The organism is Stenotrophomonas sp. 78350_Sma (assembly GCF_056482105.1).
Genome location: NZ_CM151182.1, coordinates 2,726,083 through 2,748,746, shown reverse-complemented (window position 1 = coordinate 2,748,746; position 22,664 = coordinate 2,726,083). Strand labels below are relative to the sequence as shown.

Here is a 22,664-nt window from a genome sequence, read left to right as displayed (position 1 = left end):
CGGGCACCTCCGTGGCGGATCCGGGTGGTCATAGCGACTTGGCCAGGCGATAGAGCAGGAACGCGCCAAGCAGTTCCAACCCGAGCGCGATCAGCAGGATCTTGTGACCCAGTGGATCGTGCAGCACCGGCTGGAAGAACTCAGGGCTGGAAATCGCCATCAGCACCGCGCTGGCCGGTGGCAGCAGGCCGAGCACCCAGGCCGACATGCGCGTTTCCGACGTGGTCGCGGCCAGCTCCTGCTGGGCCTGCTCCAGGTCGCGCATGAAATCGCCCATGCGCTGCAGGATCTGATCGGAACGTCCGCCGATGCGCACGCTGACCCCGATCACCACGGACAGCACCTTGAGCACATCCATCCGGTAGGGCTGTGCTGCCAGGCTCAGGGCACGGTCCAGGTCCATGCCGCTGCGTGCGTAGCGCACGGTGGTGTCCAGCAGTCCGCGCAGCGGCGCGCTGGTCTGCATCGACGCCACCTGGAAGGCCGCCTGCAGGCTGTTGCCCAGCGCGGTCAGCCGCACCAGGTTGTCGAGGAAGTCCGGCAGCTGATGCAGCAGCTGTGCACGCAGTTTCGTGGTGCGGCGCATGACCCACAGCCAGCAGGCCAGCAGGTACAGCAGCAGGGTCAAGGGGAACATCCACGCCGTGCCGAGCCTGAGCATGGCCACGACCGAAAGCACCAGGCCCGGCACCAGCATCATGATGGGCAGCTTCCAACCCGTCTGCAGGCCGGCACGTTGCAGCAGGCCGTCCAGTGGCAACACCCGGCGCCCGGCACTTGCCGGCCGCGCCGGGTCGTTGGCGGCGGCCACGGATGCCCCGGCCGGGGCGCCGCCACTGGCACCCCCGCGCGCCAGCTGCTGCTCGGCGTGCTGCAGCGAGGCCTGGCGCTGTTCGCGGTTGCTGGCGGTGCCCCACAGCCACACCGCAAGCGCCAGCAGCACCGAGATGATGCTCAGTACACCCAGCAGCAGGCCCGTGCCCATGCTCAGAAGTCTCCGTACAACGATTCGCGCAACTGCTGGCGGAACGGTTCCAGCTTGTGCGAATGCGGATGGAAGCCCAGGCCGATCCAGCGATCGGTTTCCTTGCCGTTGCCGTCGATCTGCAGTTCGTGACGGAACATTTCCTGGGTCGTGATCAGGTTGTCGCTGACACCGGTGATTTCCGTGATCGAGACCAGTACGCGCCGGCCGCTGCCCAGCCGCGAGATCTGCACGATGAAGTCGATGGCGCTGGCGATCTGCCGGCGCAGGCTGTCCTCGCTGCCCTGGAACCCGGCGAAACCGGCCAGCATCTCGATGCGGTACAGGCAGTCACGGGGCGAGTTGGCGTGGATGGTCGCCATCGATCCGTCATGGCCGGTGTTCATGGCCTGCAGCATCTCCAGTACTTCGGCACCACGCACCTCGCCGACCACGATACGGTCGGGGCGCATGCGCAGGCTGTTGCGGACCAGGTCGCGTATGCTCACCGCACCATGGCCTTCAGCGCCGCCGATGCGGCTTTCCAGGCGGACCACGTGCGGATGGTTGAGTGACAGCTCGGCGGTGTCCTCGACGGTGATCACGCGTTCGTTCGGCGGCACGTAGCTGGCCAGGGCGTTCAGCAGCGAGGTCTTGCCCGAGCTGGTGCCGCCGGACACCAGGATGTTGCAGCGGCCCAGCACCATCGCCTTCAGCAGCGCCTGCATCGGCGCATCGAAGGTGCCCTTGGCCAGCAGCTCGTCGGGGGTGAACGGGTCCTTGCGGAACTTGCGGATGGAGACCATCGGCCCATCCACCGCCAGCGGCGAGATGATCGCGTTGAGTCGGCCGCCGTTGGGCAGGCGCGCGTCGACCATCGGGTTGGAGTCGTCCAGGCGGCGACCCAGCGGGGCGAGGATGCGGCGCAGGATGCGCAGAAGGTGGGTGTCGTCGGTGAATCGCTGGGTGGCGCGCTTGAGCTGCCCTCCCTGCGAGACGTGCACATCCTTGAATCCGTTGATCAGGATGTCTTCGATCGTCGGGTCGTGCAGCAGGTCGTCGAGCGGGCCGAAGCCGGTCAGCTCCTTGACCAGGCCTTCGGCGACCACCTGCATCTCCTCCTCGTTGATCGGGATGCGCCATTCCTGGATGAAGCCGACCGTCTGCACCTGCACCCAGCGGGCGATGGTGTCAGGCGCCCAGGAATCGATGTCGATGCGCTCGTCCTCGATGCTGTTGAGCAGGTGCTCATGCGCGGCCGACAGCACCTTCTGGTACTGCTCGGTCTGCGCGAACGGCAGGTGTCCCGGGGTGCTGTCGGGCAGCACCGGGCGGGTGGCGGCATGCGGGAACGGGGTTACCTTGTCTTCCATTGCGATCCACCCAGGGCAAGGGAGAGTCTTTCCCGCAGGCCGTGTGCCTGGACCGGGCAGGCAGCCGGATCCAGGCGCGACACGAGCGGGGCGAGGGCACGCAGGTAGGGGTCGCGCGGTGCGTCCTGCAGCAGCAGGTGCCCCTGGCTGGCCGCTAGGCGCACGCGCGGGCGCTCGGGTAGCGTGGCCAGCAGTGGCACTTCGAATCGGCGTGCGATCTGGTCGGGGCTCATGCCGCTGCTGTCGTCGTGGCGGTTGATCACCAGCTGCAGGCGCTTCTCGCGTTCGCGCTGGCCGGCCAGGTGTTTCAAGGCCTGGTCGAGCGATACCAGCGTGGCGATCGACGCGTCCGTGACCAGCCAGATCTCGTCGGCCTGGTCCAGCAGCAGGGGCGGCAGCTGCCGCAGCGGGCAGCCACCGGCATCGCACAGTACGCTGGCGAACACGCTGCGCAGGCGCTGCAGCAGTGCGCCCGGGTCCGACGGCGGCACGGCATCACTGCCGCTGGCGCGGTCGAGCAGCACCAGGCCGGTGTCATGCCGAGCCATCGCGGTGCGTGCGAGGGTGGCATCGATGCGGCTGGCGTTGCGCAGTGCATCTTCGTAGTGGAAGCGGCTGTCCAGGTTGAGGTACAGCGCCAGGTCGCCGGACGGCTGCGCCAGTTCCATCAACAGGCCGTCCTGCTGCAGGGCCTCGCCCTGCGCCAGTGCGCGGGTCTGCTGGGCCAGTACCGAAAGATGCGCGGCAAGGGTGCTGGTGCCGACCCCGGCACGCACGCCCAGCAGCACGATCAGGCGCGCCTTGTGCGCATGCTGGGCGGTGGCGGCTGGGCGCGGCGAAAGGGCACGGCGCAATGCAGCCTCGATGCCGATGTTGTCGCTGTCCAGGTCCAGCACATCGCGCAGGCCGGCGCGCAGCGCGATCACCACGCCTTCGACCTGGGCGGCGCTGGTGGCGCCGACCGCGACCAGAGGCAGGTCAGGCTGGGTCTGCTGCAGCTGTTGCGCCAGCAGGCTGGAGGCCGCGGCGTGTTCCGGGCGGAAGTCGAGCAGCACCAGGCTCTGTGGCCCACGCTGCAGATCCTGTGCGGAGGTCGGCATGCTGCTGTCCTGCCAGTGCAGGGTGGTGGTCGGCGGCAGTTTCGCCGCCAGCCGGGGCAGCAGTTCGCGATCCATCCCGTACAGGACCAGATTCATCGGCGGTCCTTGCGGATGCAGCGGCTGGGCGGTGGCGTAGGGCATGGGCGTGGTATCGCAGGCATCATGAGAATCAGCGTGAGAAGCCAGGTACCGGATCCTGGCTGATCGGGCCAAGCAGCCAGGCCCCCCACTCGGGAAGGTTCGGCTTGGCTTCGCGTTCGCCAGGCAACGGCAGCTCGGTATTGCGCGCCAGCGGCTGCACCAGCCGCGGCGTGACGATGATCACCAGCTCCTTGTCCTGTCGCTTGTAGTCGAAGTTGCGGAAGAACGAACCGATGATCGGCAGGTCGCCCAGCAGGGGAATCTTGCCGACGTTGGAGACGACATTGGAGCTGACCAGGCCACCGATCACGAAGCTCTCGCCGTCGCCCAGTTCGACCGTGGTGTCGGCACGGCGCGTGGTGATCGACGGAATCTGCACGCCATTGAGGGCAATGGCGTTGCTGTAGTCCAGATCACTGGCTTCGGGGGCGACCTTCAGGGCGATGCGGTTGGGGGCCAGCACCGTCGGGGTCACGGTCAGGCCGATGCCGAACGGCTTGTAGGTGATGGTGGTGGTGCCCAGTCCCTGCGGTTCCAGGATAGGCAGCTCGCCGCCGGCCAGGAAGCTGGCGCTCTGGCCGGACAATGCGACGAGGGTAGGTTCGGCCAGCACGCGCGCCATGCCGTTGCTCTGCAGCAGGTCGACATCGGCGTTCCACAGGCCCTTGGTCGAGCCGAACACCAGCCGGAACGCCGAAGAGATGGGCGACTCGGCCTCATTGCCGGAGTTGCCTTCCTTCATGCCCGGCAGGATGCCGGTATTGCCCGGCAGCTGTCCGCCCGGGCGGGCGAAGCCGTAGGCGAAGTTGCCATTGCGGTTCTGGAAGCTGATGCCGATCTGCTTCAACGCGGTCTTGTTGAATTCGACCACCTTGACCTCGACCTGGACCACGCCGCCGCTGCTGACCGTCGACGCATCGGCAAGCAGCCCGTCCTTGCCCAGCGCCATGGCGGCGGTCTTCTGCTCCTGCATGTGCGAGAGCACGCTGTCGGTGCTTCCCTGCAGCAGGCCCTGGTTGTCCTGCTGGGTAAACACCAGCCCATTCGAGCCTGCGTCTGCCGCGCCCTGCACGGCACTCTGTACGCGCACCTGCAGGCGTTGCGGCTCGGCCTGCTTGCGGTGCCACAGCAGGAGCGTCGTCGTACCCGGCGCCTTTCCGACCAGCAGTGCCTGGCGCTGCCCACGCAGCATCACGATGTCGGCGACGCCCGGGTCGGCGATGGCGACCCGTTCCAGATCGGCCGGGAGGGTCCATGGGCGCTGCTCACGCGCCTGCAGCACGAGATCGTCGGCGGCCACGCTTGTCGCCGGAGCCAGCAGCACCAGCAGCAGGGCCAGCCAGCGCTGGCGGGGAGAAGGGCGTGGGCGGCGGCGTTCGGTCATGGATGCGCTCGATGCAGGTCAAAGGGAACCACGGGGGGCGGAGCTGTCGCCACGGATGATCTCGATGCCCGACGCACGCGGTGCACTGCGCCGAGCCGCCGGCGCACGCGCCGGGGCCTCCGGGTTGCTGCGGGCAGCGGTGTTGCCGCGGCCGGCGAGGGCATCACCATCGATGCCGGCGAAGGCGTGGTTCTCCGGCCGCTGCAGTGCGAGCTGCTGTTCGGCATCGAGGCCACGCACAGGATCGATCACGCCACGCGCCTGTGGAAACAATGCAAGGTCAGGTTGCCCCGTATCAGCCGGGTTGCGCAGGGCCAGGAACAGCTTTCCCTGTTGCGCCCCCAGCAGCAGCCGGTTGGCATCGGCCACCGGCACTGCCAGCACCGCGCTGCGTGCCGGCTGGGTGGCCTCGTTGCCAGCGCCATGGCTGCTGCCATTACCGGTGATGTCGGCGGCGCGGGGGTCGTTGCGGGTATCGCCCTCGTTGCCGGCGACTGCATCGCTGGTGACCGGAGCGATGTCCTGTTGACCGTAGCTGAGCACGCGCAGCCTTGACAGCAGCAGGCGGGTCTGCGCGGCCTCCGCCGGGCCGCTGGCGTTGGGCTGGGCATTGCGCAGGTTGAGGAAGACATCGACGAAATCACCCGGCAGGATGCGGTTTCCAGCACCGACAAGTTCATCCACCGGAACGGCCAGTGCGCGTTCGCCCGGGCGCAGCTGCAGGGAGAATCCCTGTGCCAGGGCGCTGCTGCTGATGGCGGTGCCCTCGGCGATGTCCTGCACCGGTACCTTGCCGACCACGGCAGAGAGGGTGGTGGCAGCACCGGCTACCGCGTTGGTCCGCTGCGCCAGGCGCAGGCCGTTGGCGGTGATCGGTTCACCGGCAGGCAGCCGGGCCACGGCTTCGACCACGGTGATCGCCTGGGCTTCGCTGTGCGCGACGGGGGCAGCCGCCGCCGGCGCGGCCGGTTTGCGCCCGATCATCAGGGCGATCACTGCCAGCAGCACGGCCAGCCCGATCAGGGCGACGGCAGCGATGCGGGTCAACTTGAGCATGGAACCGTCTCCTGTACCGATCGTCAGTTGCCGCTGCCGAGGTCGAGCTGGGCGACCGCGACACTACGGATGGGAGCCTGCATCACCCACTTGTAAAGCGTGGCGGTGCCCGGCAGGAAGGGATGGCTGGCGTAGTCATAGCTGACCGTCACCGTCATGCATTGGGCAGTGGCCAGGCCGGCGCAGGGCGCCTGTGCGGAGACCAGGATGGCGTTGCTACCGCCATTGCTGCAGTCGACACCCTGTCCAGAGAACTTCAACAGCCACTGCATCGAACTGCGGGCTGCAACGCAGGCGGCAGTACGCCGTTCATTGGCGCTGCCATAGCGCAATGAAGCGCGAGCGCCCTCGGCCGAGGCCGTCGCCAATGTCTGTTGCGCGGCCATGATCATCACGCCGGAGAACGTGAACAGCAGCAGTGGCAGCAGGCCCAGCATCAGCATCAGGGCGAATTCGATGCTGGCCACGCCGCGCTGACGCCGTGGATTGCGGATGTTCATGCCACACCTCCATAGACGCTTGCCAGAACCCAGCCGATGCCGGCGATAGCCAGGTAGGCTGCATAGGGAATGCCGTGTCGTCCCTGGCGGGCGGCCTGCATGTCGCGCAGGGCAGGGTTTGATTGCCATTGGCTGCTGGCGCGGTTGACCTGCATCTGAAGGCTCGTAGGCAGCATCACGCCCAAACGGCGGCCAACAATGATCACTGCCGCGTGCAGGCCGGCCGCGAGACTGGCCACCACCCAGATCGGCAGCAGGGCTTTCCAGCCCAGCATCAGGCCCAGTACCGCGAAGAACTTGACGTCACCGGCGCCCATCCAGCGGATGGCATAGAACGGCAGCAGGGCCACCAGGCCGAGCGCCGCGCCCGCTGCGTGGGCAAGCCACGGCTGGCGCGGCGCGCTGAACTGCCCCGCGATGATCAATGCGATGGCAATGACGGATGCAGACAGCAGCCAGGCATTGGGCACCCGGCGGGCATACAGATCGCTGATCGCGATCCGCAGGCACACGCCGATGGCCAATAGTCCCAGCAACGTCATCGCACGCTCCGTCGTCCGTCATTGGACAGTCTGCAGTTGCCACCGGGCACATCCCAGCACCGCTGCAGGGATGTGCGATGCACGCAGGCTCAGCCGCCGCCGGTCGCAGGTGTCGACCCGGAGGCCTTGGTGGCGAGGTCGGAGAGGTTCTTGAACAGCGTCTCGAAGAACCCCTTGATCTCCTTGTTGCCGACCGCAATCAGGATGCCGGCGATGACGGCGGCCAGCAGCCCGTACTCGAGCGCGGTGACACCATCTTCTTCCTTCAGGAACTTGCGGATGGATGCGTTCATGGCCTTGTCTCCCTCTACTTGTTGTCTGCAGATGCAGGACACCTGTTGGGCGGTGGCCCGGCTCCGCCGGGATCGTCCGTGGGCCCCGCACGTCCTGGCGGGGTGGCATGACGGGAATGACCCGCCGTGCTCATTCTGGGTAATCGGCCCCGGGAGAAATACCGGCCGCAACGTTGCAACCACGCGGCGCTGCGCCGGTGGCCGAACTGTTCTGCGATACGGTCGTGGTCATGCGCTCCCCCAGGTGTGGCCGTTCTGAAGCGACCGGATCACCGTGTTATCGACTTTGCCTGAATGGCGGTTGGCTGCAACTGGAACCTATATGCAAATTCGGCAGAAACGCGTCGATCCTTAAACTTTCAGGCTGTTTCTGTGACGTATATCCGTTCGCTGGCAAAACGATTCATCGACGTGCAGATAATGTGATGTCGCAAATGGCGCATGCGAAAATCGTGCCACTGGCGACCACATTTTCTTCATCTGTGTATCTATTTTCTTCAATGCAGGGTTCGGGTTTACCTTCGATGATTATCGGGCATACTCGGTTTCAAGTTGCTGCTTTCAACAGGGTGGGTCGCGCGGCACCGGTCGCAGCCCTCCCGGAAATAGCGAAGGTTCCTGGAGGAATGGTGTGGCCCTGTCAGGCAGTGGGGGCTGCAGCGTGTTGCGGATCAACGGGGGGACGACACTGTCATGGTCGATGGTGGGGTAGAAGACAGCGACGACAGCGGCCTGCGATCGATCGATCTGGCGACGCTGAGCGGCGTACTTCGTGTGTGCGATGTCGAACTGCTGCTGCTCGATGGCAACGGGCCGCGGGCGGCCTTCGCTTCGCGCGTGCATGAGGAAGCCCTGTTCTGCAGCATCAGTTGCGGCTTCCATTGCCGTGGCCGCTTCATGCTGCCACCCGACTGGGCGATGCTGGGGTATCTGCACGCGACCGATGAAACACTGAGCTGGTGCCACGGGGTGCCGCTTACTCCTGGGATGGCGCTGACGGTGATGCCCGAAGGCATCAGCGAGTTCACGCTGAGCCCCGGTACGCACATGACCTTGATGCTGGTGCCGGTCGCACGGGTGCAACGCAAGCTGACCGAACTGAGCCTGCGCAGCACGCCACCCGCAGGCCAGGCACTTTCACTGTTCAATCTGGCGAACGATTCGGCACCACTCGCCCATCATTATCAGCAACTGCATCTTCAGCTCGGCCAGGGTGCTGGCCTGCAGCCGGAGGAAACCGAACGATTGCTGCACGAGCACGTGCAGGCCCTGCTCGGTGCAGGCGCCGCCGATCGCCCTGGTTGCAGCCGCGCGCGGCGCACGCATTATCTGATCGCGCAGCGGGCGGAGAACTTCATGCGGCTCAACCTGCGCCGCAACATCTACATGAACGAGATATGCGACGCGGCGGGTGTCAGCGAACGCGGCCTGCGCTATGCCTTCGAGGATCTGTTCGGAACCTCGCCCAACCGCTATCTGTCCATGCTGCGGCTGTGCGCTGCCTGCCGCAGCCTGTCGATGGCCGATTCCAGCCGCCGTTCGGTGAAGGCGATCGCCCTCAGCTGCGGCCTCTGGGACCTCTCTCGTTTTGCCGACAATTACCGCAAGGTCTTCGGCGAACTGCCGCGCGATACGCTGATGCGCGCTCCCGCGCAGATCGGCCAGCCGGCCTGAATCAAGCGCCGCAAGGGTTTCGGGGTGGTTTCTGCCGGAATTGCGCATGCGCTTGCCGATATCGTTGCCGCTTCTGCATAACCGGCTGCCGATTCCGGCCGTGGATTTGCCGGAATGCGCGATTGCCGTGCCGGAATGAAGTGCGCAGCCGCCGCGGCGAGCGCTGAAATGTCAATCACCTGCCAAACGGCAAGTCCACTGACATTCCAGTTGTTCGCCTACGGGGGAAGTGCTCATGAATCGCATCTACCGGCGTGTATGGAACCGCCAGCTCAATGCTCTGGTCGTGGCCTCCGAACTGGCCACCGGCGACAGCGGTGGCAGTGCCGCGCGGGATCCGCGCGCCTTCCTGCTGATGCCCACCACGCTCGCCCTGGCCCTGCTGTGTGCGCTGGCCAGTGGCCACGCAGGGGCATCCGAATCCAATCAATCGCTGCGTGATCTGCAGGCACTTGCAGCCAAGTACACGCAGCCCATGCCGGTCAAGGTCGATGCCGAGGTAGCCCTCGCGGCTGCCGCAAGCCAGGCCCAGAGCAGCCCGGCAATCAGCGCGGATGCGCGGGTCGGCCTGCAGTTGAGCACCGCGTCGCTGCCGGTGGTGCGTGACGTGCTGCCGGCCACCGTGCAGGTGAAGCTGGCCGCGAACACGGCGCCGAAGCAGGTCGCCGTCCCTGGGCTTGCTGCTGATGTCCGTGCGAAAGCCAACATCGGCCTCGGCGGTGCGCAGGTGGCATCAATCGATACCGGTGCACAGGCGGCCGCCGGCATCAGCGGCGCGCCGACAGGTGCGCTGCGGGGCCTGAAGGCTTCTGTTGATGGGGCGCTCGATTCGAAGGTGACGGTGGCAGGCCATCAGATCGACGCCCAGGGCCAGGCAAAGGCGACGGCGGCGATCACGCTGCCTGCCAGGGAGGAACTGCCGGGAGAAACCCACGATCGGGCGATCACCGCAGCATTCGATGCCGGTGCAGCTGGCAAGGTGCGCGTGCAGGCGCCGGATGGCCAGGAAGTGGTTGCTGATCGCAACCTGAAACTGGCGGGCCAGGCAACGGTTGCGGCGCAGAACAGCGCACTGGGTGTCGGGGGGCTGGTGGGTGGCGTGGTCGGCGCCGCGGGCAACGCCGTCGGTGGTGCGCTCAACGGCACCGTCGGCAGCGTGGGCGGCGCCGTGGGTGGCACGCTCAACAACACCGTAGGCGCCGTAGGCGGCGCATTGAATGGTGCAGCAGGCACTGTCGGCGCGGTTGGAGGCGCTGTTGGCGGAGCTCTCAATGGCACCGTCGGTAGTGTGGGCGGCGCGGTAGGCGGCACGCTCAACAATACCGTAGGCGCCGTCGGCGGCACGGTTGGCAGCGTCGGCACTGCGGTCGGCGGCACGCTCAACAACACGGTTGGTTCCGTCGGCGGCCTGCTCAATGGCGCCACCGGCTCCGGCACTGGCCTGGGTGGCCTGCTGGGCAACACGCTTGGCAACGTCGGCAGCGCCGTAGGCAACCTGCTCAACGGCAATCTCAACGGCACGGTCGGCAACCTGGGCAGCGCGGTGGGTGGCCTGGTGGGGGGCACGCTGGGCGGTCTCGGCCTGACCAAACCCTCGGCGATCCCGCCGACCAGCCCGAAGGCGCCGGCGGCGGCCGACCCGAATGCGGGGCTGATCATCGGTACCGGTGGCCTGGTCGGCAATGTCGGCCAGCTGATCGGGCCGACCACCACCAGCCTGTTCGGCGGCAACGGCTACCTGAGCAACGGAAATCTCAAGCTCAGCAACGCCAACGTGATGCAGACCTATTCGACGGTCAATGTGCTGGGCCTGCCGGTGGTCAACCTGTCGCCAGTGGGCAGCACGCTCAACGGTCTGGGCGGCGCGGCCACGGGTGGCAGCTCGCACCTGACCCTGATCGGTGGTGTCACCTCCGACAGCTACATCTACAACATCAACAACGGCAATCCGGGCGGCCTGCTGGGCCTGCTGTTGCCGAAGGATTCACCTGCATGGGCAGCCAAGTGCCTGGACATCGCCCTGGCTGACATCTCGTGCTGGGCGGTCAACGCCGCGCAGGACTACCAGGTGCTGATGGGCGACGGTGCGTTCGCCAACGGTTCGAAGGAAGTGGTGATCGGTGCCAACGCACGTCATGAGTTGCCGAAGGTTGATGCGAACGTCGCCTTCCCGGGTGATGGGGTCAACGACCCGAGCAACCCGACCGGTGTGCCGACCGCAGACTACGCTGCACGCATGGGCCATTCGGTGATCGTCGGTGACAGTGCCGTGGGTACCGCCAACGGCCAGACCCTGCTGGGTGCTGAAGCCACCTCCAGCCAGGCCAACTCGGTGGCACTGGGTTACCGTTCGGCCGCACTGCGCGGTGCACAGGCCAGCTACAGCGCTTACGGCCTCACTGCGCCGCAGGTCTCGGCCGGTGAAGTGTCGGTGGGTACCGCCGGTGGCGGCGAGCGCCAGATCACCAACGTCGCGGCCGGCAGCGTCAACACCGACGCGGTCAACGTGGCCCAGTTGAAGGGCGCGATCAGCCTGATCAACGGCGTGGCCGATGCCGCTGTGACCTACGACCTGGACGGTGCCGGCAACCCGAACTATCGCCGCGTCACCCTCGGTGCGGGCACCGGCACCACGACCATCGGCAACCTGGCCGGCGGCGCGATCACCGCAGGCAGCCTGGAGGCGGTCAACGGTGGCCAGCTGGCTGGTACCAATGCAGCCATCGCCAGCTTCTTCGGTGGTCGCGCGGCGTTCGATCCGGCCAGTGGTGTCTTCACCGCACCGCTGTTCGAGATCAGCGGCATCTCCACCGGTGGTGCCATCGCCAAGGGCCTGTACGAAAACGCCACCGACGCGTTCGCGGCCGTCGATGGCTCGCTGGTCAACCTCAACACGCAGATCACCGATATCCGCAATGGCGGAACCAAGTACCTGCGGGTGAACTCCACCGGCACCGAGGCTGTGGCCAGCGGCACCGATTCAATCGCAGTGGGTACCAACGCCCGCGCCACCGCCGCCAACAGCATCGCGGTGGGCGCTGGCAGCCTGGCCGATCGTGCCAACAGTGTGTCCATCGGCGCGGCCGGTGCCGAGCGCCAGGTCACCAACCTGGCCGCCGGTACGGCGGCGACCGATGCGGTGAACGTGGGCCAGCTGCAGGCGTCCGAGCAGGGCGCCCTGCGCTACGACCTCAACGGCGACGGCAGCGTCAACTACGCCAGCGCCACGCTTGGCCAGACCGGCACCGCCACCACGCTGCGCAACCTCGGCCCGGGCCAGGTCAGTGCCACCAGCAGTGAAGCCATCAACGGTGCCCAGCTGTTCGCCGCCAACCAGGCCGTGGCCACCCACCTCGGTGGTGGTGCAGCGGTCAACGCCAGCGGTGTGCTGACCGCCCCGACCTACTCGATCAACAACGTGGCCGCCAACGGCACGATCACCAAGGGCAACTACAACGACGTCGGTACGGCCTTCGACGCGGTCAGCAACTCGCTGGCCAATGTGGCCGACCAGACCGGCGAGATCGACAAGCTGGCCGTGAAGTACGACGTCGACGGCGGCGGCAACGTGATCAACAGTGTCTCGCTGAAGGGCACCGGCACCGGTGCTGTGAAGGTGACCAACGTCGCCGCCGGCAGCATCCTGGCCGGCAGCAGTGATGCCATCACCGGCGACCAGCTGTTCAGCACGAACAGCACCATCGCCAACTACTTCGGTGGCACCACCGCCTACAACGGCACCACCAACGTGTGGACCGCGCCAAAGTTCAGCATCTCCAGCATCGCTACCGATGGCACCTTCACCAGCGGTGACTACAACAACGTCACCGCCGCATTCACCGCGGTGGACGGCTCGCTGAAGGTTCTCAACCAGCGCATCACCAATGGTGGCGGTGGCAGCGCCTACCTGGCGGTGAACTCGACGGCAGCGGCTGCAACGGCGGCCGGCGCGGAAGCGGTGGCGGTCGGCCCGCAGGCAAGTGCGGCCGGTGCCAACAGCGTCGCGGTCGGCAACGGTGCCAGCGCCAGTGCCGGCAACAGCGTGGCGCTGGGTGCCGGTTCGGTGGCCAGCGTCGGTGCCCAGAGTGGCTACACCGGTGCCTACGGGCAGACCGGCGCCAGCAACTCGGCCGGTGAGGTCTCGGTCGGCAGCACCGGCAGCGAGCGCAAGATCACCCATGTCGCCGACGGCTCCGATACGTACGACGCAACCAATGTGGGCCAGCTGAAGAACGGCGTGAACTACGCCATCGATGAATCGAAGAAGTACACCGACCAGAAGATCCAGAACATCACCAACGTGGCCGGCAGCTTCCGCGCCAACAACACCAACAACCTGGCCGATCCGTCCGCCAGCGGGGCCAATTCGGCCGCAGGTGGCGCAGGCTCCACCGCCGCGGGTGCCAACTCGACCGCGCTGGGCAATGGTTCGCAGGCGCAGGCCGACAACTCGGTGGCGCTGGGTGCGGGTTCGGTGGCGAACCGGGCCAACACGGTCTCGGTCGGTGCCGCCGGTGCCGAACGCCAGGTCGTCAACGTGGCCGACGGTTCGCAGGCCACCGATGCGGTCAACGTGCGCCAGCTGCAGGCCTCGCAGCAGGGCACGATCCGTTACGACACCACGGTGAACGGCGCGACCAACTTCAACAGTGTCACGCTGGGCAGTACCAACAGCGGCCCGACCACGGTGCGCAACGTCGCCGCCGGCACCGCCGGTACCGACGCGGTCAACGTGGACCAGCTGAAGTCGGGCATGGCCCAGACCCTGGATTGGTCGAAGGCGTACACCGACGAGCGCATGGGTGGCTTCGAGCGCGACCTGCGCAAGACCGACAACCGCGCCTCGGCGGGTATCGCGTCGGCGATGGCCACCGCAGCCCTGCCGCAGCCCAGCGAAGCGGGCCGCAGCATGGCCTCGGTTGCCGCCGGCAGCTACAACGGCGAGTCGGGCGTGGCGGTCGGCATCTCCGGTGTCTCCGAGGGAGGGCGCTGGATCTACAAGTTCAGCGGCTCGACCAACAGCCGTGGCGAGGCCGGTGTGGCCGTCGGTGCCGGCATCCAGTGGTGATCGCCGCCGCCGGGCCGCAGGCGCGGCCCGGCATCGCGGAAACGTCCAAAGGGGGAATGACATGAAACAGCATCGCATCGCCCGCACCGGCCAGATGGTCGCAGTGCTGGGCCTGATCCTGGGAATGGGCCTGTTGGCCGCCTGCCGCAGCCATGCGCCGGCCGCCGACGGCCCTGCCGAAACCACCGCCGTGCAGTTCCCGGAGGCCTCGAAGGCCTCATTGAAGGAAGGCATCTATCCCGACGTCGCCGACCTGCGCCGCTTCGCGCCGGGCATGAGCAAGCGGCAGCTGTATACCTTGCTGGGAACGCCGCACTTCAACGAAGGCATGTGGGGCGTGCGCGAGTGGAACTACCTGTTCAACTTCCGCACCGCGCAGGGCGCGGAGTACTTCACCTGCCAGTTCCAGGTGCGCTTCGACAGCAAGGGCATCGCCCAGGGGGGCTACTGGAAGCCGGAATCGTGCGCGGCGGTGATCGAACCGCCACGGCCACCGGCGCCGCCGGCACCGGCACCGTTGCCGGAGCAGCCGCTGCGCCTGTCGGCCGACGCGCTGTTCGGCTTCGACAGCGCGGTGCTCAGCGCCGAAGGCCAGCAGGCGGTGCAGGGCGTGCTGGCGCAGGTGCGCGAGGCCAGTCAGGTGCAGTCGATCCGGGTGACCGGGTACACCGACCGTATCGGCAGTGCCAGCTACAACCAGACCCTGTCGCAGCGACGTGCCGAGGCCGTGCGCAGCGCGCTGGTGCAGGGTGGGGTGCCTGCGGCCAGCATCAGCGCCGAAGGGCGGGGCGCAGCCGAGCCGATCGTGCAGTGCGAGCAGCGCAACCGTCGCGAGCTGATCGCGTGCCTGGCACCGAACCGGCGCGTGCAGATCGCCGGGATGGCCCAGCCGCGCTGACAGTTCCACGCCGGGGAAGTGTCCCGGTATTCCGAGTCCCCCCTGACCGCCGGCAGGACGTGGTTACGTCTCCCCCGTCGACCACGCCTGCCGGCGGCTCAGGTTTTCTCCATGGTGCACGCGATGAATGCCCAATTCCTGCCTCTTTCCATGAAGACGGAAGCCACACTGAGTGTGTATGGCCAGCTCGGCAACCATGCCGTGGTGCGCATTCCCGGGCGGCGCCTGCCAGGGTTGATCCTGCAGGCCGATACCGTGGCCGGGTTCCTGGCCCAGCTGCAGGAAGCCCAGGCCTGCCTGCGCAGCGGCCGCGCACAGCGCACCGACGCCGAGCTGGACATGCTCATCGACGTGTTGCAGCAGTGGTATGCCCTGATCGAATCGCGCCTGGCCGACGCCGGCGAGGCGCTGTAGAAGAAAAAAGGGGACGGAGGGGATTAAGTCGTTTCCGGCACAGCCGGCGCAAGAACGACTTAATCCCCTCCGTCCCCTTTTTGCATCAGGCGAGGGCGCGTACCAGCCAGCAGGCTGCGTCCACGCGCACACGGTCGCCCTCGATGAACGGGGTGAATGCCGCGACTGCCTTGTTCCGGAGCGAGGTGGCCCGGTCTTCGGGCAGGTTGCGCAGCGCCAGGCCCAAAGGGCCCAGCTGGCCAACGTAGGTTGGCAGCTCATCGCGGGCGATCGAGCACGGCAGGTTCACCGCAACCATCTCCACATCCGTCCAACCGGCGGCCTGCAGCAGGCGCTGCACGCGCTGGCCATCGGCAAAGGCAAACTGGCCGGGTGCTCCTGGCGCGCGTGGGGGTAGATCGAGTTCATCGCCAATGGCGCGCTCGGCCGTCGTCATGAACCGGTTCTCCGCTGCGCTGCGCCAAGCGATCAAACGCAGGCCGGCACCCGGCCGCGCGGCGCGGTGCAGGTTGGCGAAGGCGGTCTCGGTATCCTCGAAGAACATCACGCCCAAACGAGATTGGACCCAGTCGAAGTGTGCGGTTGGCAGCGGATGCCGTTGCGCATCGGCGACGATGAAGTCTGCGTCCAGTCCTGCCGCCTCGCCGCGCTGGCGGGCCAGCGCCAGCATCGGCGCGGAGATGTCCAGGCCGGTGCAATGTGCCGCTGGGCGCGCTGCGGCGGCGGCCAGCAGGCTGGCGCCGGTACCGCAGCCGATGTCGAGCAGTTGCGTGACGGTATCTGGAAGTTCGGCCACCAGCAGGTCGGCCATCGGCTGGAACAGGCCGTCGAGAATGGCTTGCTGCGCAACCCAGACCTGGCCACCAGGGCCGTTCCACAGGGCGTTCTGATCAACGGGGGATGTGCTGGCCATGGCCTTGCCTCGGTGGGTAGTTGCCCATAGGTTGGCGCTTGAAGGTCACTTGAGGTCAAGCCCGTGCATGAACTGGATATCGGCGAGGTGGTGCGGCGCAGCGGCGTGCCGGCCTCGACCCTGCGTTACTACGAACAGCTGGGGCTGTTGCAGGCACTGGGCCGTCGTGGCCTGCGCCGGCAGTACGACGAGCAGGTGCTGGAACGGCTGGCACTGATCGGTCTCGGCCAGGCAGCCGGGCTGTCGCTGCAGCAGATCGGGGCGTCGCTGCCGCCGCAGCGTGGGTGCATCCCGCTGGACCGCGAGGCCTTGCTGGCGCAGGCCGATGTGCTGCGGCGGCAGATCACCCATCTGCAACGTGTACGCCGGCACCTGCAACGTGCGGCGGCCTGCCCGCAGGCAGAGGATGCCCGGAAGTGCGGCTCGTTCCGAAAACTGTTGCGGGCACAGCAGCGCATGGCGGGTGGGTGAGAGACGGGCATCCACGCATGGCATGGATCTACTGCACCACGACCTCGGTAGATCCACGCCCTGCGTGGAGGAATCAATCGCGGGTACTGACTTCCCAGGTGGCGTGCAGCACGCCCGGCACGTGCTCCATCCGCGCCAGCACCACGTCCAGCTCATCAGCACTCACGGCGGTACTGACCAGCACCGCGATCACATCGGTGGGTGCGTCGGCATGCTCGACCAGCTGCACATCACCGACCGGGTACTGCGCGGCTTCCAGCGCATCGACCAGGCGCTCGCGCACCCGCGGCACGGCGTCGGCATCCACGCTCAGGCGCACCTCGTAGGTGGCCTCGGTGGCGGCCTCATTGATCGGAATGCGGTTGATCGCATTCACCAGGGGGCGCAGCAGGGTATTGCCGGCGATGATCAAGACCGTCAGCAGCACGCCCTCGGCCAGCATGTCCGCGCCGGTGCAGCTGCCGACCGCCGCCGAGCACCACAGGGTGGCGGCGGTGTTCAGGCCGCGCACGTTCATGCCTTCCTTCATGATCACGCCGGCGCCGAGGAAGCCGACGCCGGAGACCACGTAGGAGATCACCCGCACGGCTTCGGCGCTGCCGGCGATGCGCATGCCCAGGTCGACGAAGGCAGCCGCGCCCACGGCCACCAGCACGTTGGTGCGCAGGCCGGCGGTGCGCTGCCGGTACTGACGCTCGGCGCCGATCAGCGTGCCCAGCACGAAGGCGGCCAGCAGGCTCACCACGGTGTCGGCGAAGGGGCCGGCCTGGAAGGTTTCAATGAAGCGCATGGCCGGAGTCTACCCCGGTCATGTGACGGTGGATCCATGCCATGCGTGGATACCCGGATGAGCCACAAACGACTTAATCCCCTCCGTCCCCTTTTTCGGGATCAGTCGGTGTCCTCGACGCGCTCGCCCATCAGTTCGCGCTGGCGCTTGTCCAGTTCTTCGGCGTAGCGCTTGCGGACGAAGGCCTCGGAGACCACGCCCATTACCTGGCCGTCGGCGGCCACCACCGCCAGTTCATCGGCCTGGGTCTGGTCGAAGCGCTGCATCACGCTGACCACGTCGGAGGACGGTGCCAGCGAGACGTCACGGTTCTCTGCCAGTTCGCCGATCAGGGTTTCCGGCTTCACGCCATCGCCGTAGACCCGTGGAATCTGCACGATGCCAGCGTAATGGCCTTCGCTGTCGATCAGGATCACCCGGCTGCCCGAGCCCAGCGGAAAGCGTTGGCGGAACGCGGCGGCATCGAGATCGGCCGGTGCGGTGGCCACGCCCTTGCGCATCATCCGCCCGGCATTGAGGTTCTGCACCCAGCCCACGTCGCGTGCGCTCTTGATGGTCTCGCCACGCAGGTGCATGCGCCAGGTCGAGAACGAATAGCCGAACCACTGCCGCACCAGCGTGCTGGACACCAGCACCGCGCTCATCACTACGCTGGTCAGCAGGAAGTCGTGGGTGCCTTCCAGCACCAGCATGGCCATGGTCATCGGCGCGCCGACCACCGCCGCGGCCAGCGCTGCCATGCCGGCCAGTGCGGCCGAGGTGGCGTCGATCACCGGCACGCCGGTGGCCATCGCCAGCAGCCCGGCGAACAACGCGCCGACCAGGGTGCCCATGAACAGCGAGGCGAAGAACAGGCCGCCACGGAAGCCGAAGCCCAGCGAGATGCCCGAGGCCAGGCACTTGAGAGTCAACAGGCCGCCGATCCAGATCAGCGGCAGGTGCGTAGTGAGGTCCAGGTGCAGCGCGCCATGGCCGGACGACAGCACCTGCGGGCTGGCCAGGGCCAGTGGAATCAGCAGCAGGCCGCCGACCACCGGGCGGCCCCACAGCGGCAACCGGCTGCGCTTGACCGTGCCCTCGATCGAGGCGATCAGCCGCATCACCGCGATGCCGACCATCGCGCAGCAGCAGCCGAGCAGGCCGTAGATGGCGTAGTCGGCGGCGCGGACATCAATCGTCGAGGCGGCCGGCAGCAGGTAGGCCTCGATGCCGGCCTGGTCGGCCACGAACGCGCCGGCCAGTGCAGCCACCGCCACCGGCGCCAGTGCGGCCGGGGTGTAGGCGCCGATGACGATCTCGAAGGCGTAGAACGCACCGGCCAGGGGCGCACCGAAGGCGGCGGCGATGGCGCCGGCGGCACCGGCGCCGACCAGGATACGCACATCGTTGCGGCGCAGGCGCATCACCCGGCCCAGCTGGGAACCGCTGCCGGCGCCCATCTGCGTATACGAAGCCTCCAGCCCGACCGAGGCGCCGCAGCCATTGGACAGCAGGGTCTGGGTCAGCACGATCAGGTTGTCGCGCATCGACATGCGGCCGCCATGCAGGGCATTGGCTTCCACCGCATCGAGCAGGGGGCGTTTGCGCCGGGTCGCGGCCAGGCTGACCAGCCCGACCAGCAGGCCGCCCAGTGGCAGCACCAGCAGCGCGGTCCAGGTCAGCGAGGGCAGGGAGCTGAGGCGCATGCCTTCATCCAGCCCGTACAGGGTGCCCTGCAGCCAGCGTGCGATGCCGGACTGCAGCAGGGTCAGGTAGCCGGCGATCAGGCCGACCAGCAGGGCAAGCGCGATGAACCACAGATCACTGCCGCGCAGCCGCAGGCGCAGGCCCTGGAAGGCCGAATGCAGGCGCGATGGCGAAACAGGCAGTGACATGGTGGCGGCATGATACGCCGCCACCGTGATCGCCACCGTCACTGCATCGGGCGGTTACGGCGTCAGAAGCGGTAGCGGCCCTGCACGTAGAAGGTGCGCGGCGCGGCCACCATGCGGCCGGCGTTGCCATCGACGTTGCGGGTGTACCAGCGCTTGTCGGCCAGGTTGTTCACGCCCAGTGCGATCTCGCTGTCGCCCAGTCCCGGCACCTGCCAGGCCACCTGTGCATTCCACAGGCGCACGCCCGGCACGCGGCCTACGCGCGCATCGGCGCTCTCGGCCCAGGTGTTGGCGGCATCGGAGTACTGGCCGCTCTGGTGGGTGCTGGAGACATTGAAGGTCCAGCCGGCCAGCGCGTAGCGGGCGCCGACGCTGTCGGTGTCGCGCGAGTAGAAGGGCACGTCCAGGCCACGGTTGTCGCCCGACTGCTGGATCGCCTTGGTCCAGGTGTAGTTGGCGTACAGCTCCAACCCGGCCAGCGCACCGTCCTCGGAAAAGTGGTACTCCAGCGCGCTCTCCACGCCCTTGTGGTCGGTGGCGCCGATGTTCTGGAAGGTCGGCGGGGTGATGCCCGGCACCTGCAGTATCTGGTTGTCGAAGCGCATCTTGAACACGGTCACTTCCGCGCGCAGTGCACCGTCCTGCCAGCGCGCACCGAGTTCGGTGGTCTTGGCGATTTCCGGGTTCAGCGGATTGCTGGCGGTCTGCGAGTTCAGCTGGATGTTCTGCACCGGCCCGAACGAGGTGGTGTAGTTGCCGAACACGGTCAGCTGCGGGGTCAGCAGGTAGGCGATGTTGAGCGAGGGCAGGGCCTTGTCGTTGCGGCTGCTGAAGGTCGCCGTGCCACCGGCCTGGCGGCGGTCCATGTCGATCCATTCCATGCGCACGCCCGGGGTGATCCGCCACTGGCCGATCGCAATGCGGTCGTCGATGTAGAACGCGTGGGCGTCGGTGGCGTTGTCGAAGCGGTTGGTGGCACTGGCCACGCCGGTACGACGGGTGACGGTGTAGCTGCGGTCGTTGCCGCGCTCGCGCAGGAAACGATAGCCGGCGGTGATGTCGTGCACGCTGGCGCCCCAGTGCAGGCGCTGGGTGTAGCGCGGCTCGATGCCGAGCACGCGGTAGTCACGCGGCTGTACGGTCAGCTGGGTATTGGCGGCATTGATCAGCGAGCTGGCACGGCTGCTTTCGTTGTAATAGGCCAGCACCTCGAATTCGCTGTTGGCCGACAGCGTGTTGGTGTAGCCCAGGTCGATGCCGGTGCGGTGGCCCTTCCAGAAATCGGTGGGGCGGGTGTTCTGGAACGGATCGGCCTCGTACTGCGCACGGGTCAGGCCGCCCGGGGTCAGCGAGCGCACGTCGTAGTACGACAGCTTGGCACGCAGCTCCTGCTGTTCGTCGATGGCGTAGGCGAACTTCAGCGCGAGATCGTTGAAGCGGTCATCGCTGCCCTGGCGCCAGCCACGCCCGTCCTGGCCGGAGTACAGCAGGGCGACACCCAGCCCATTGTCGCCGGTGCCGCCAAGGAAGGCGTTGTACTGGGTGCTGTCACCGCCGCCATGGTCGTAGGCGGTGTAGCGCACGCCCGCTTCGCCGTGCAGGCCCGCGCCGGTCGGGATGGCGCGGGTGCTGAAGTTGATGATGCCACCGACGTTCTGCGGCCCGTAGCGCACCGCGCCGCCGCCGCGCACCACGTCGATCGATTCGATGTTGGACAGGCTGGTCGGCGCGAACGACAGCTGCGGCTGGCCATATGGCGCGACCGCCAGCGGCACGCCGTCCAGCAGTACCGTCGAGCGCGGCGAGTAGCGCCCGGTCAGGCCGCGCACGCCGATGTTCAGTGACACCGAGCTGCCGGCGGTGCCGGAGTTGTCGGTGACCTGCACGCCGGGGATGCGGCGCATGGCATCACCGATGCTGGCCGCGCCGCTGGCCTCGATGCGCTGGCGGTCGACCACGGTGCGTGCGCCGGCGAAGCTCTTGACGCTGTCATGCAGGCCGGTGCCCAGCCAGCTGCCGGAGACCTGGATGCTGTCCAGCGTGGTGGCGCCGTCCTGGGCGAAGGCGGCGGCGGTCGGGAGCAGGCACAGGGCAAGGGCGGCGGCCAGCGGCAGGCGGGCCGGTTGCAGGGCAGGGATGGGCATCGGTGCGGGCTGTGGAAGGTGGTAAATGAGAATTATTGCTGATTCCATTCGCCAATGGAATGCGTCGCCAGTTCACGCTGTTCCCCCGGTGGTAGAGTGGGCGATTGCTTCCTGACTCGCTGAGATCCGCCATGTCCCAAGCCGCTTTCTACCCCGTCGGAACCCCTGGCCAGCCGTGGGGAGCGGCGGAACGGGAGGCGTGGCGTGGCCGCCAGCAGCGCCTGCGTCGCTACGACGAGGAGGTGCTGCCCCGCATCGAGGCGCTGGCCTCGCGCTTCGACAAGGTGGCTTATGGCCAGCTCGACTACGCTGGCGAGACCTACACCCTGTTCGCCCTGCGCAGCCGCGACTGGAACCCGGCACTCCCGGCCGCGCTGATCACCGGCGGTGTGCACGGCTACGAAACCAGCGGCGTGATGGGCGCGCTGGAGTTCCTCGAGAAGCACGCCGCCGACTATGCCGGCAAGGCCAACCTGCTGGTGGCGCCGTGCGTGAACCCGTGGGGATTCGAGCGCATCAACCGCTGGAACTTCGATGCGATCGATCCGAACCGCAATTTCCGCAACGATGGCCCGGCGCGTGAATCGACCGCCGTCATCGAACTGATCGCGCCGTACAAGGGCCAGTTCGTGCTGCACATCGATCTGCACGAAACCACCGACAGCGACGAGAGCGAGTTCCGCCCGGCGCTGGCGGCGCGCGACGGCAAGCCGTTCGAGCCGGGCCTGATTCCCGATGGCTTCTATCTGGTGGATGACAGCGAGGCCCCGCAGGCGGCCTTCCAGCAGGCGGTGATCGCTGCGGTGGAGAAGGTCACCCACATCGCCCCCGCCGACGACAAGGGCGAGATCATCGGTTCGCCGGTGGTGGCCCATGGCGTGATCGAGTACCCGCTGGTGAAGCTGGGCCTGTGCGCCGGCATCACCGGCGCGAAGTACACCACCACCACCGAGGTCTACCCGGACAGCCCGCGGGCGACCCCGCAGCAGTGCAACGACGCGCAGGTGGCTGCGGTGTGCTCGGCGCTGGAATACGCGCTCGCCCACCGCTGACACGTAAAAGGGG

The 22,664-nt window shown here is 67.4% G+C and carries 18 protein-coding genes; 6 read left to right on the top strand and 12 right to left on the bottom strand.

What is annotated here, in order from left to right:
- Window positions 1-28: 28 nt before the first annotated feature.
- The 8 genes from ACZK4H_RS12765 to ACZK4H_RS12730 form a co-directional block, all read right to left on the bottom strand.
- Entirely contained in the window at window positions 29-985 is a 957-nt protein-coding gene (locus ACZK4H_RS12765) for a type II secretion system F family protein (protein ID WP_099553272.1), read from the bottom strand.
- 2 nt (window positions 986-987) lie between these two features.
- On the bottom strand, window positions 988-2,337 hold the full coding sequence (locus ACZK4H_RS12760) for a TadA family conjugal transfer-associated ATPase (RefSeq protein ID WP_099553274.1): 1,350 nt from the start codon (window positions 2,335-2,337) through the stop codon (window positions 988-990).
- Entirely contained in the window at window positions 2,322-3,578 is a 1,257-nt protein-coding gene (locus ACZK4H_RS12755; protein ID WP_099553276.1) for a CpaE/TadZ family protein, read from the bottom strand. The genes ACZK4H_RS12760 and ACZK4H_RS12755 overlap by 16 nt, the downstream gene beginning before the upstream one ends.
- A 28-nt stretch (window positions 3,579-3,606) precedes the next feature.
- Window positions 3,607-4,962, bottom strand: coding sequence for a type II and III secretion system protein family protein (locus tag ACZK4H_RS12750; RefSeq protein WP_099553278.1), 1,356 nt, complete (start codon window positions 4,960-4,962; stop codon window positions 3,607-3,609).
- An 18-nt stretch (window positions 4,963-4,980) separates the two neighbouring features.
- Window positions 4,981-6,018, bottom strand: a complete 1,038-nt coding sequence (gene cpaB / locus ACZK4H_RS12745; protein WP_099553280.1) for a Flp pilus assembly protein CpaB — start codon at window positions 6,016-6,018, stop codon at window positions 4,981-4,983.
- Window positions 6,019-6,041: 23 nt separating this feature from the next.
- Window positions 6,042-6,518 (bottom strand): TadE/TadG family type IV pilus assembly protein, encoded by a 477-nt coding sequence (locus ACZK4H_RS12740; protein WP_099553282.1) that lies wholly within the window; start codon window positions 6,516-6,518, stop codon window positions 6,042-6,044.
- Complete coding sequence (locus tag ACZK4H_RS12735; RefSeq protein ID WP_099553285.1) at window positions 6,515-7,060, bottom strand: A24 family peptidase; 546 nt, start codon at window positions 7,058-7,060, stop codon at window positions 6,515-6,517. The genes ACZK4H_RS12740 and ACZK4H_RS12735 overlap by 4 nt, the downstream gene beginning before the upstream one ends.
- An 89-nt stretch (window positions 7,061-7,149) precedes the next feature.
- Window positions 7,150-7,353: a Flp family type IVb pilin gene (locus ACZK4H_RS12730; RefSeq protein ID WP_099553287.1), complete on the bottom strand. Its 204-nt coding sequence runs from the start codon at window positions 7,351-7,353 to the stop codon at window positions 7,150-7,152.
- A gap of 693 nt (window positions 7,354-8,046) precedes the next feature.
- Here ACZK4H_RS12730 and ACZK4H_RS12725 point away from each other — a divergent pair.
- The 4 genes from ACZK4H_RS12725 to ACZK4H_RS12710 all read left to right on the top strand — a co-directional run bounded on the left by ACZK4H_RS12725 (window position 8,047) and on the right by ACZK4H_RS12710 (window position 15,407).
- A complete protein-coding gene (locus tag ACZK4H_RS12725) occupies window positions 8,047-9,027 on the top strand; it encodes an AraC family transcriptional regulator (RefSeq protein ID WP_099553288.1) in 981 nt (326 codons plus the stop codon).
- A gap of 235 nt (window positions 9,028-9,262) precedes the next feature.
- Window positions 9,263-14,095, top strand: a complete 4,833-nt coding sequence (locus ACZK4H_RS12720; protein ID WP_242884718.1) for a YadA-like family protein — start codon at window positions 9,263-9,265, stop codon at window positions 14,093-14,095.
- Between the two features lie 61 nt (window positions 14,096-14,156).
- Window positions 14,157-14,993, top strand: a complete 837-nt coding sequence (locus tag ACZK4H_RS12715) for an OmpA family protein (RefSeq protein ID WP_099553292.1) — start codon at window positions 14,157-14,159, stop codon at window positions 14,991-14,993.
- Window positions 14,994-15,116: 123 nt separating this feature from the next.
- Window positions 15,117-15,407 (top strand): DUF6959 family protein, encoded by a 291-nt coding sequence (locus ACZK4H_RS12710; protein WP_014037513.1) that lies wholly within the window; start codon window positions 15,117-15,119, stop codon window positions 15,405-15,407.
- An 85-nt stretch (window positions 15,408-15,492) separates the two neighbouring features.
- On the opposite strand, the gene ACZK4H_RS12705 is transcribed toward ACZK4H_RS12710, so the two are convergent.
- On the bottom strand, window positions 15,493-16,320 hold the full coding sequence (locus tag ACZK4H_RS12705; protein WP_099553294.1) for a class I SAM-dependent methyltransferase: 828 nt from the start codon (window positions 16,318-16,320) through the stop codon (window positions 15,493-15,495).
- A 63-nt stretch (window positions 16,321-16,383) separates the two neighbouring features.
- Here ACZK4H_RS12705 and ACZK4H_RS12700 point away from each other — a divergent pair, with 63 nt between their 5' ends.
- On the top strand, window positions 16,384-16,791 hold the full coding sequence (locus ACZK4H_RS12700; RefSeq protein ID WP_099553296.1) for a MerR family transcriptional regulator: 408 nt from the start codon (window positions 16,384-16,386) through the stop codon (window positions 16,789-16,791).
- Window positions 16,792-16,864: 73 nt separating this feature from the next.
- On the opposite strand, the gene ACZK4H_RS12695 is transcribed toward ACZK4H_RS12700, so the two are convergent.
- From ACZK4H_RS12695 to ACZK4H_RS12685, 3 genes are all read right to left on the bottom strand, one after another.
- Complete coding sequence (locus ACZK4H_RS12695; protein ID WP_099553298.1) at window positions 16,865-17,581, bottom strand: MgtC/SapB family protein; 717 nt, start codon at window positions 17,579-17,581, stop codon at window positions 16,865-16,867.
- Window positions 17,582-17,682: 101 nt separating this feature from the next.
- Window positions 17,683-19,455, bottom strand: a complete 1,773-nt coding sequence (locus ACZK4H_RS12690; RefSeq protein ID WP_239503731.1) for a chloride channel protein — start codon at window positions 19,453-19,455, stop codon at window positions 17,683-17,685.
- A 62-nt stretch (window positions 19,456-19,517) separates the two neighbouring features.
- Entirely contained in the window at window positions 19,518-21,599 is a 2,082-nt protein-coding gene (locus ACZK4H_RS12685) for a TonB-dependent receptor family protein (RefSeq protein WP_099553302.1), read from the bottom strand.
- A 131-nt stretch (window positions 21,600-21,730) separates the two neighbouring features.
- On the opposite strand from ACZK4H_RS12685, the gene ACZK4H_RS12680 reads away from it, so the two are divergent.
- A complete protein-coding gene (locus ACZK4H_RS12680; protein WP_099553304.1) occupies window positions 21,731-22,651 on the top strand; it encodes a M14 family metallopeptidase in 921 nt (306 codons plus the stop codon).
- Window positions 22,652-22,664: the final 13 nt, after the last annotated feature.

What these genes read in the sequence shown, in the direction of transcription:
- ACZK4H_RS12720 (WP_242884718.1), top strand. Translation starts at nt 9,263, where the DNA reads ATGAATCGCATCTACCGGCGTGTATGGAACCGCCAGCTCAATGCTCTG.
- ACZK4H_RS12715 (WP_099553292.1), top strand. Translation starts at nt 14,157, where the DNA reads ATGAAACAGCATCGCATCGCCCGCACCGGCCAGATGGTCGCAGTGCTG.
- ACZK4H_RS12685 (WP_099553302.1), bottom strand. Translation starts at nt 21,599, where the DNA reads ATGCCCATCCCTGCCCTGCAACCGGCCCGCCTGCCGCTGGCCGCCGCC.
- ACZK4H_RS12755 (WP_099553276.1), bottom strand. Translation starts at nt 3,578, where the DNA reads ATGCCCTACGCCACCGCCCAGCCGCTGCATCCGCAAGGACCGCCGATG.
- ACZK4H_RS12730 (WP_099553287.1), bottom strand. Translation starts at nt 7,353, where the DNA reads ATGAACGCATCCATCCGCAAGTTCCTGAAGGAAGAAGATGGTGTCACC.
- ACZK4H_RS12710 (WP_014037513.1), top strand. Translation starts at nt 15,117, where the DNA reads ATGAATGCCCAATTCCTGCCTCTTTCCATGAAGACGGAAGCCACACTG.
- ACZK4H_RS12725 (WP_099553288.1), top strand. Translation starts at nt 8,047, where the DNA reads ATGGTCGATGGTGGGGTAGAAGACAGCGACGACAGCGGCCTGCGATCG.
- ACZK4H_RS12695 (WP_099553298.1), bottom strand. Translation starts at nt 17,581, where the DNA reads ATGCGCTTCATTGAAACCTTCCAGGCCGGCCCCTTCGCCGACACCGTG.
- ACZK4H_RS12750 (WP_099553278.1), bottom strand. Translation starts at nt 4,962, where the DNA reads ATGACCGAACGCCGCCGCCCACGCCCTTCTCCCCGCCAGCGCTGGCTG.
- ACZK4H_RS12735 (WP_099553285.1), bottom strand. Translation starts at nt 7,060, where the DNA reads ATGACGTTGCTGGGACTATTGGCCATCGGCGTGTGCCTGCGGATCGCG.
- ACZK4H_RS12705 (WP_099553294.1), bottom strand. Translation starts at nt 16,320, where the DNA reads ATGGCCAGCACATCCCCCGTTGATCAGAACGCCCTGTGGAACGGCCCT.
- ACZK4H_RS12765 (WP_099553272.1), bottom strand. Translation starts at nt 985, where the DNA reads ATGGGCACGGGCCTGCTGCTGGGTGTACTGAGCATCATCTCGGTGCTG.
- cpaB (WP_099553280.1), bottom strand. Translation starts at nt 6,018, where the DNA reads ATGCTCAAGTTGACCCGCATCGCTGCCGTCGCCCTGATCGGGCTGGCC.
- ACZK4H_RS12740 (WP_099553282.1), bottom strand. Translation starts at nt 6,518, where the DNA reads ATGAACATCCGCAATCCACGGCGTCAGCGCGGCGTGGCCAGCATCGAA.
- ACZK4H_RS12680 (WP_099553304.1), top strand. Translation starts at nt 21,731, where the DNA reads ATGTCCCAAGCCGCTTTCTACCCCGTCGGAACCCCTGGCCAGCCGTGG.
- ACZK4H_RS12760 (WP_099553274.1), bottom strand. Translation starts at nt 2,337, where the DNA reads ATGGAAGACAAGGTAACCCCGTTCCCGCATGCCGCCACCCGCCCGGTG.
- ACZK4H_RS12690 (WP_239503731.1), bottom strand. Translation starts at nt 19,455, where the DNA reads ATGTCACTGCCTGTTTCGCCATCGCGCCTGCATTCGGCCTTCCAGGGC.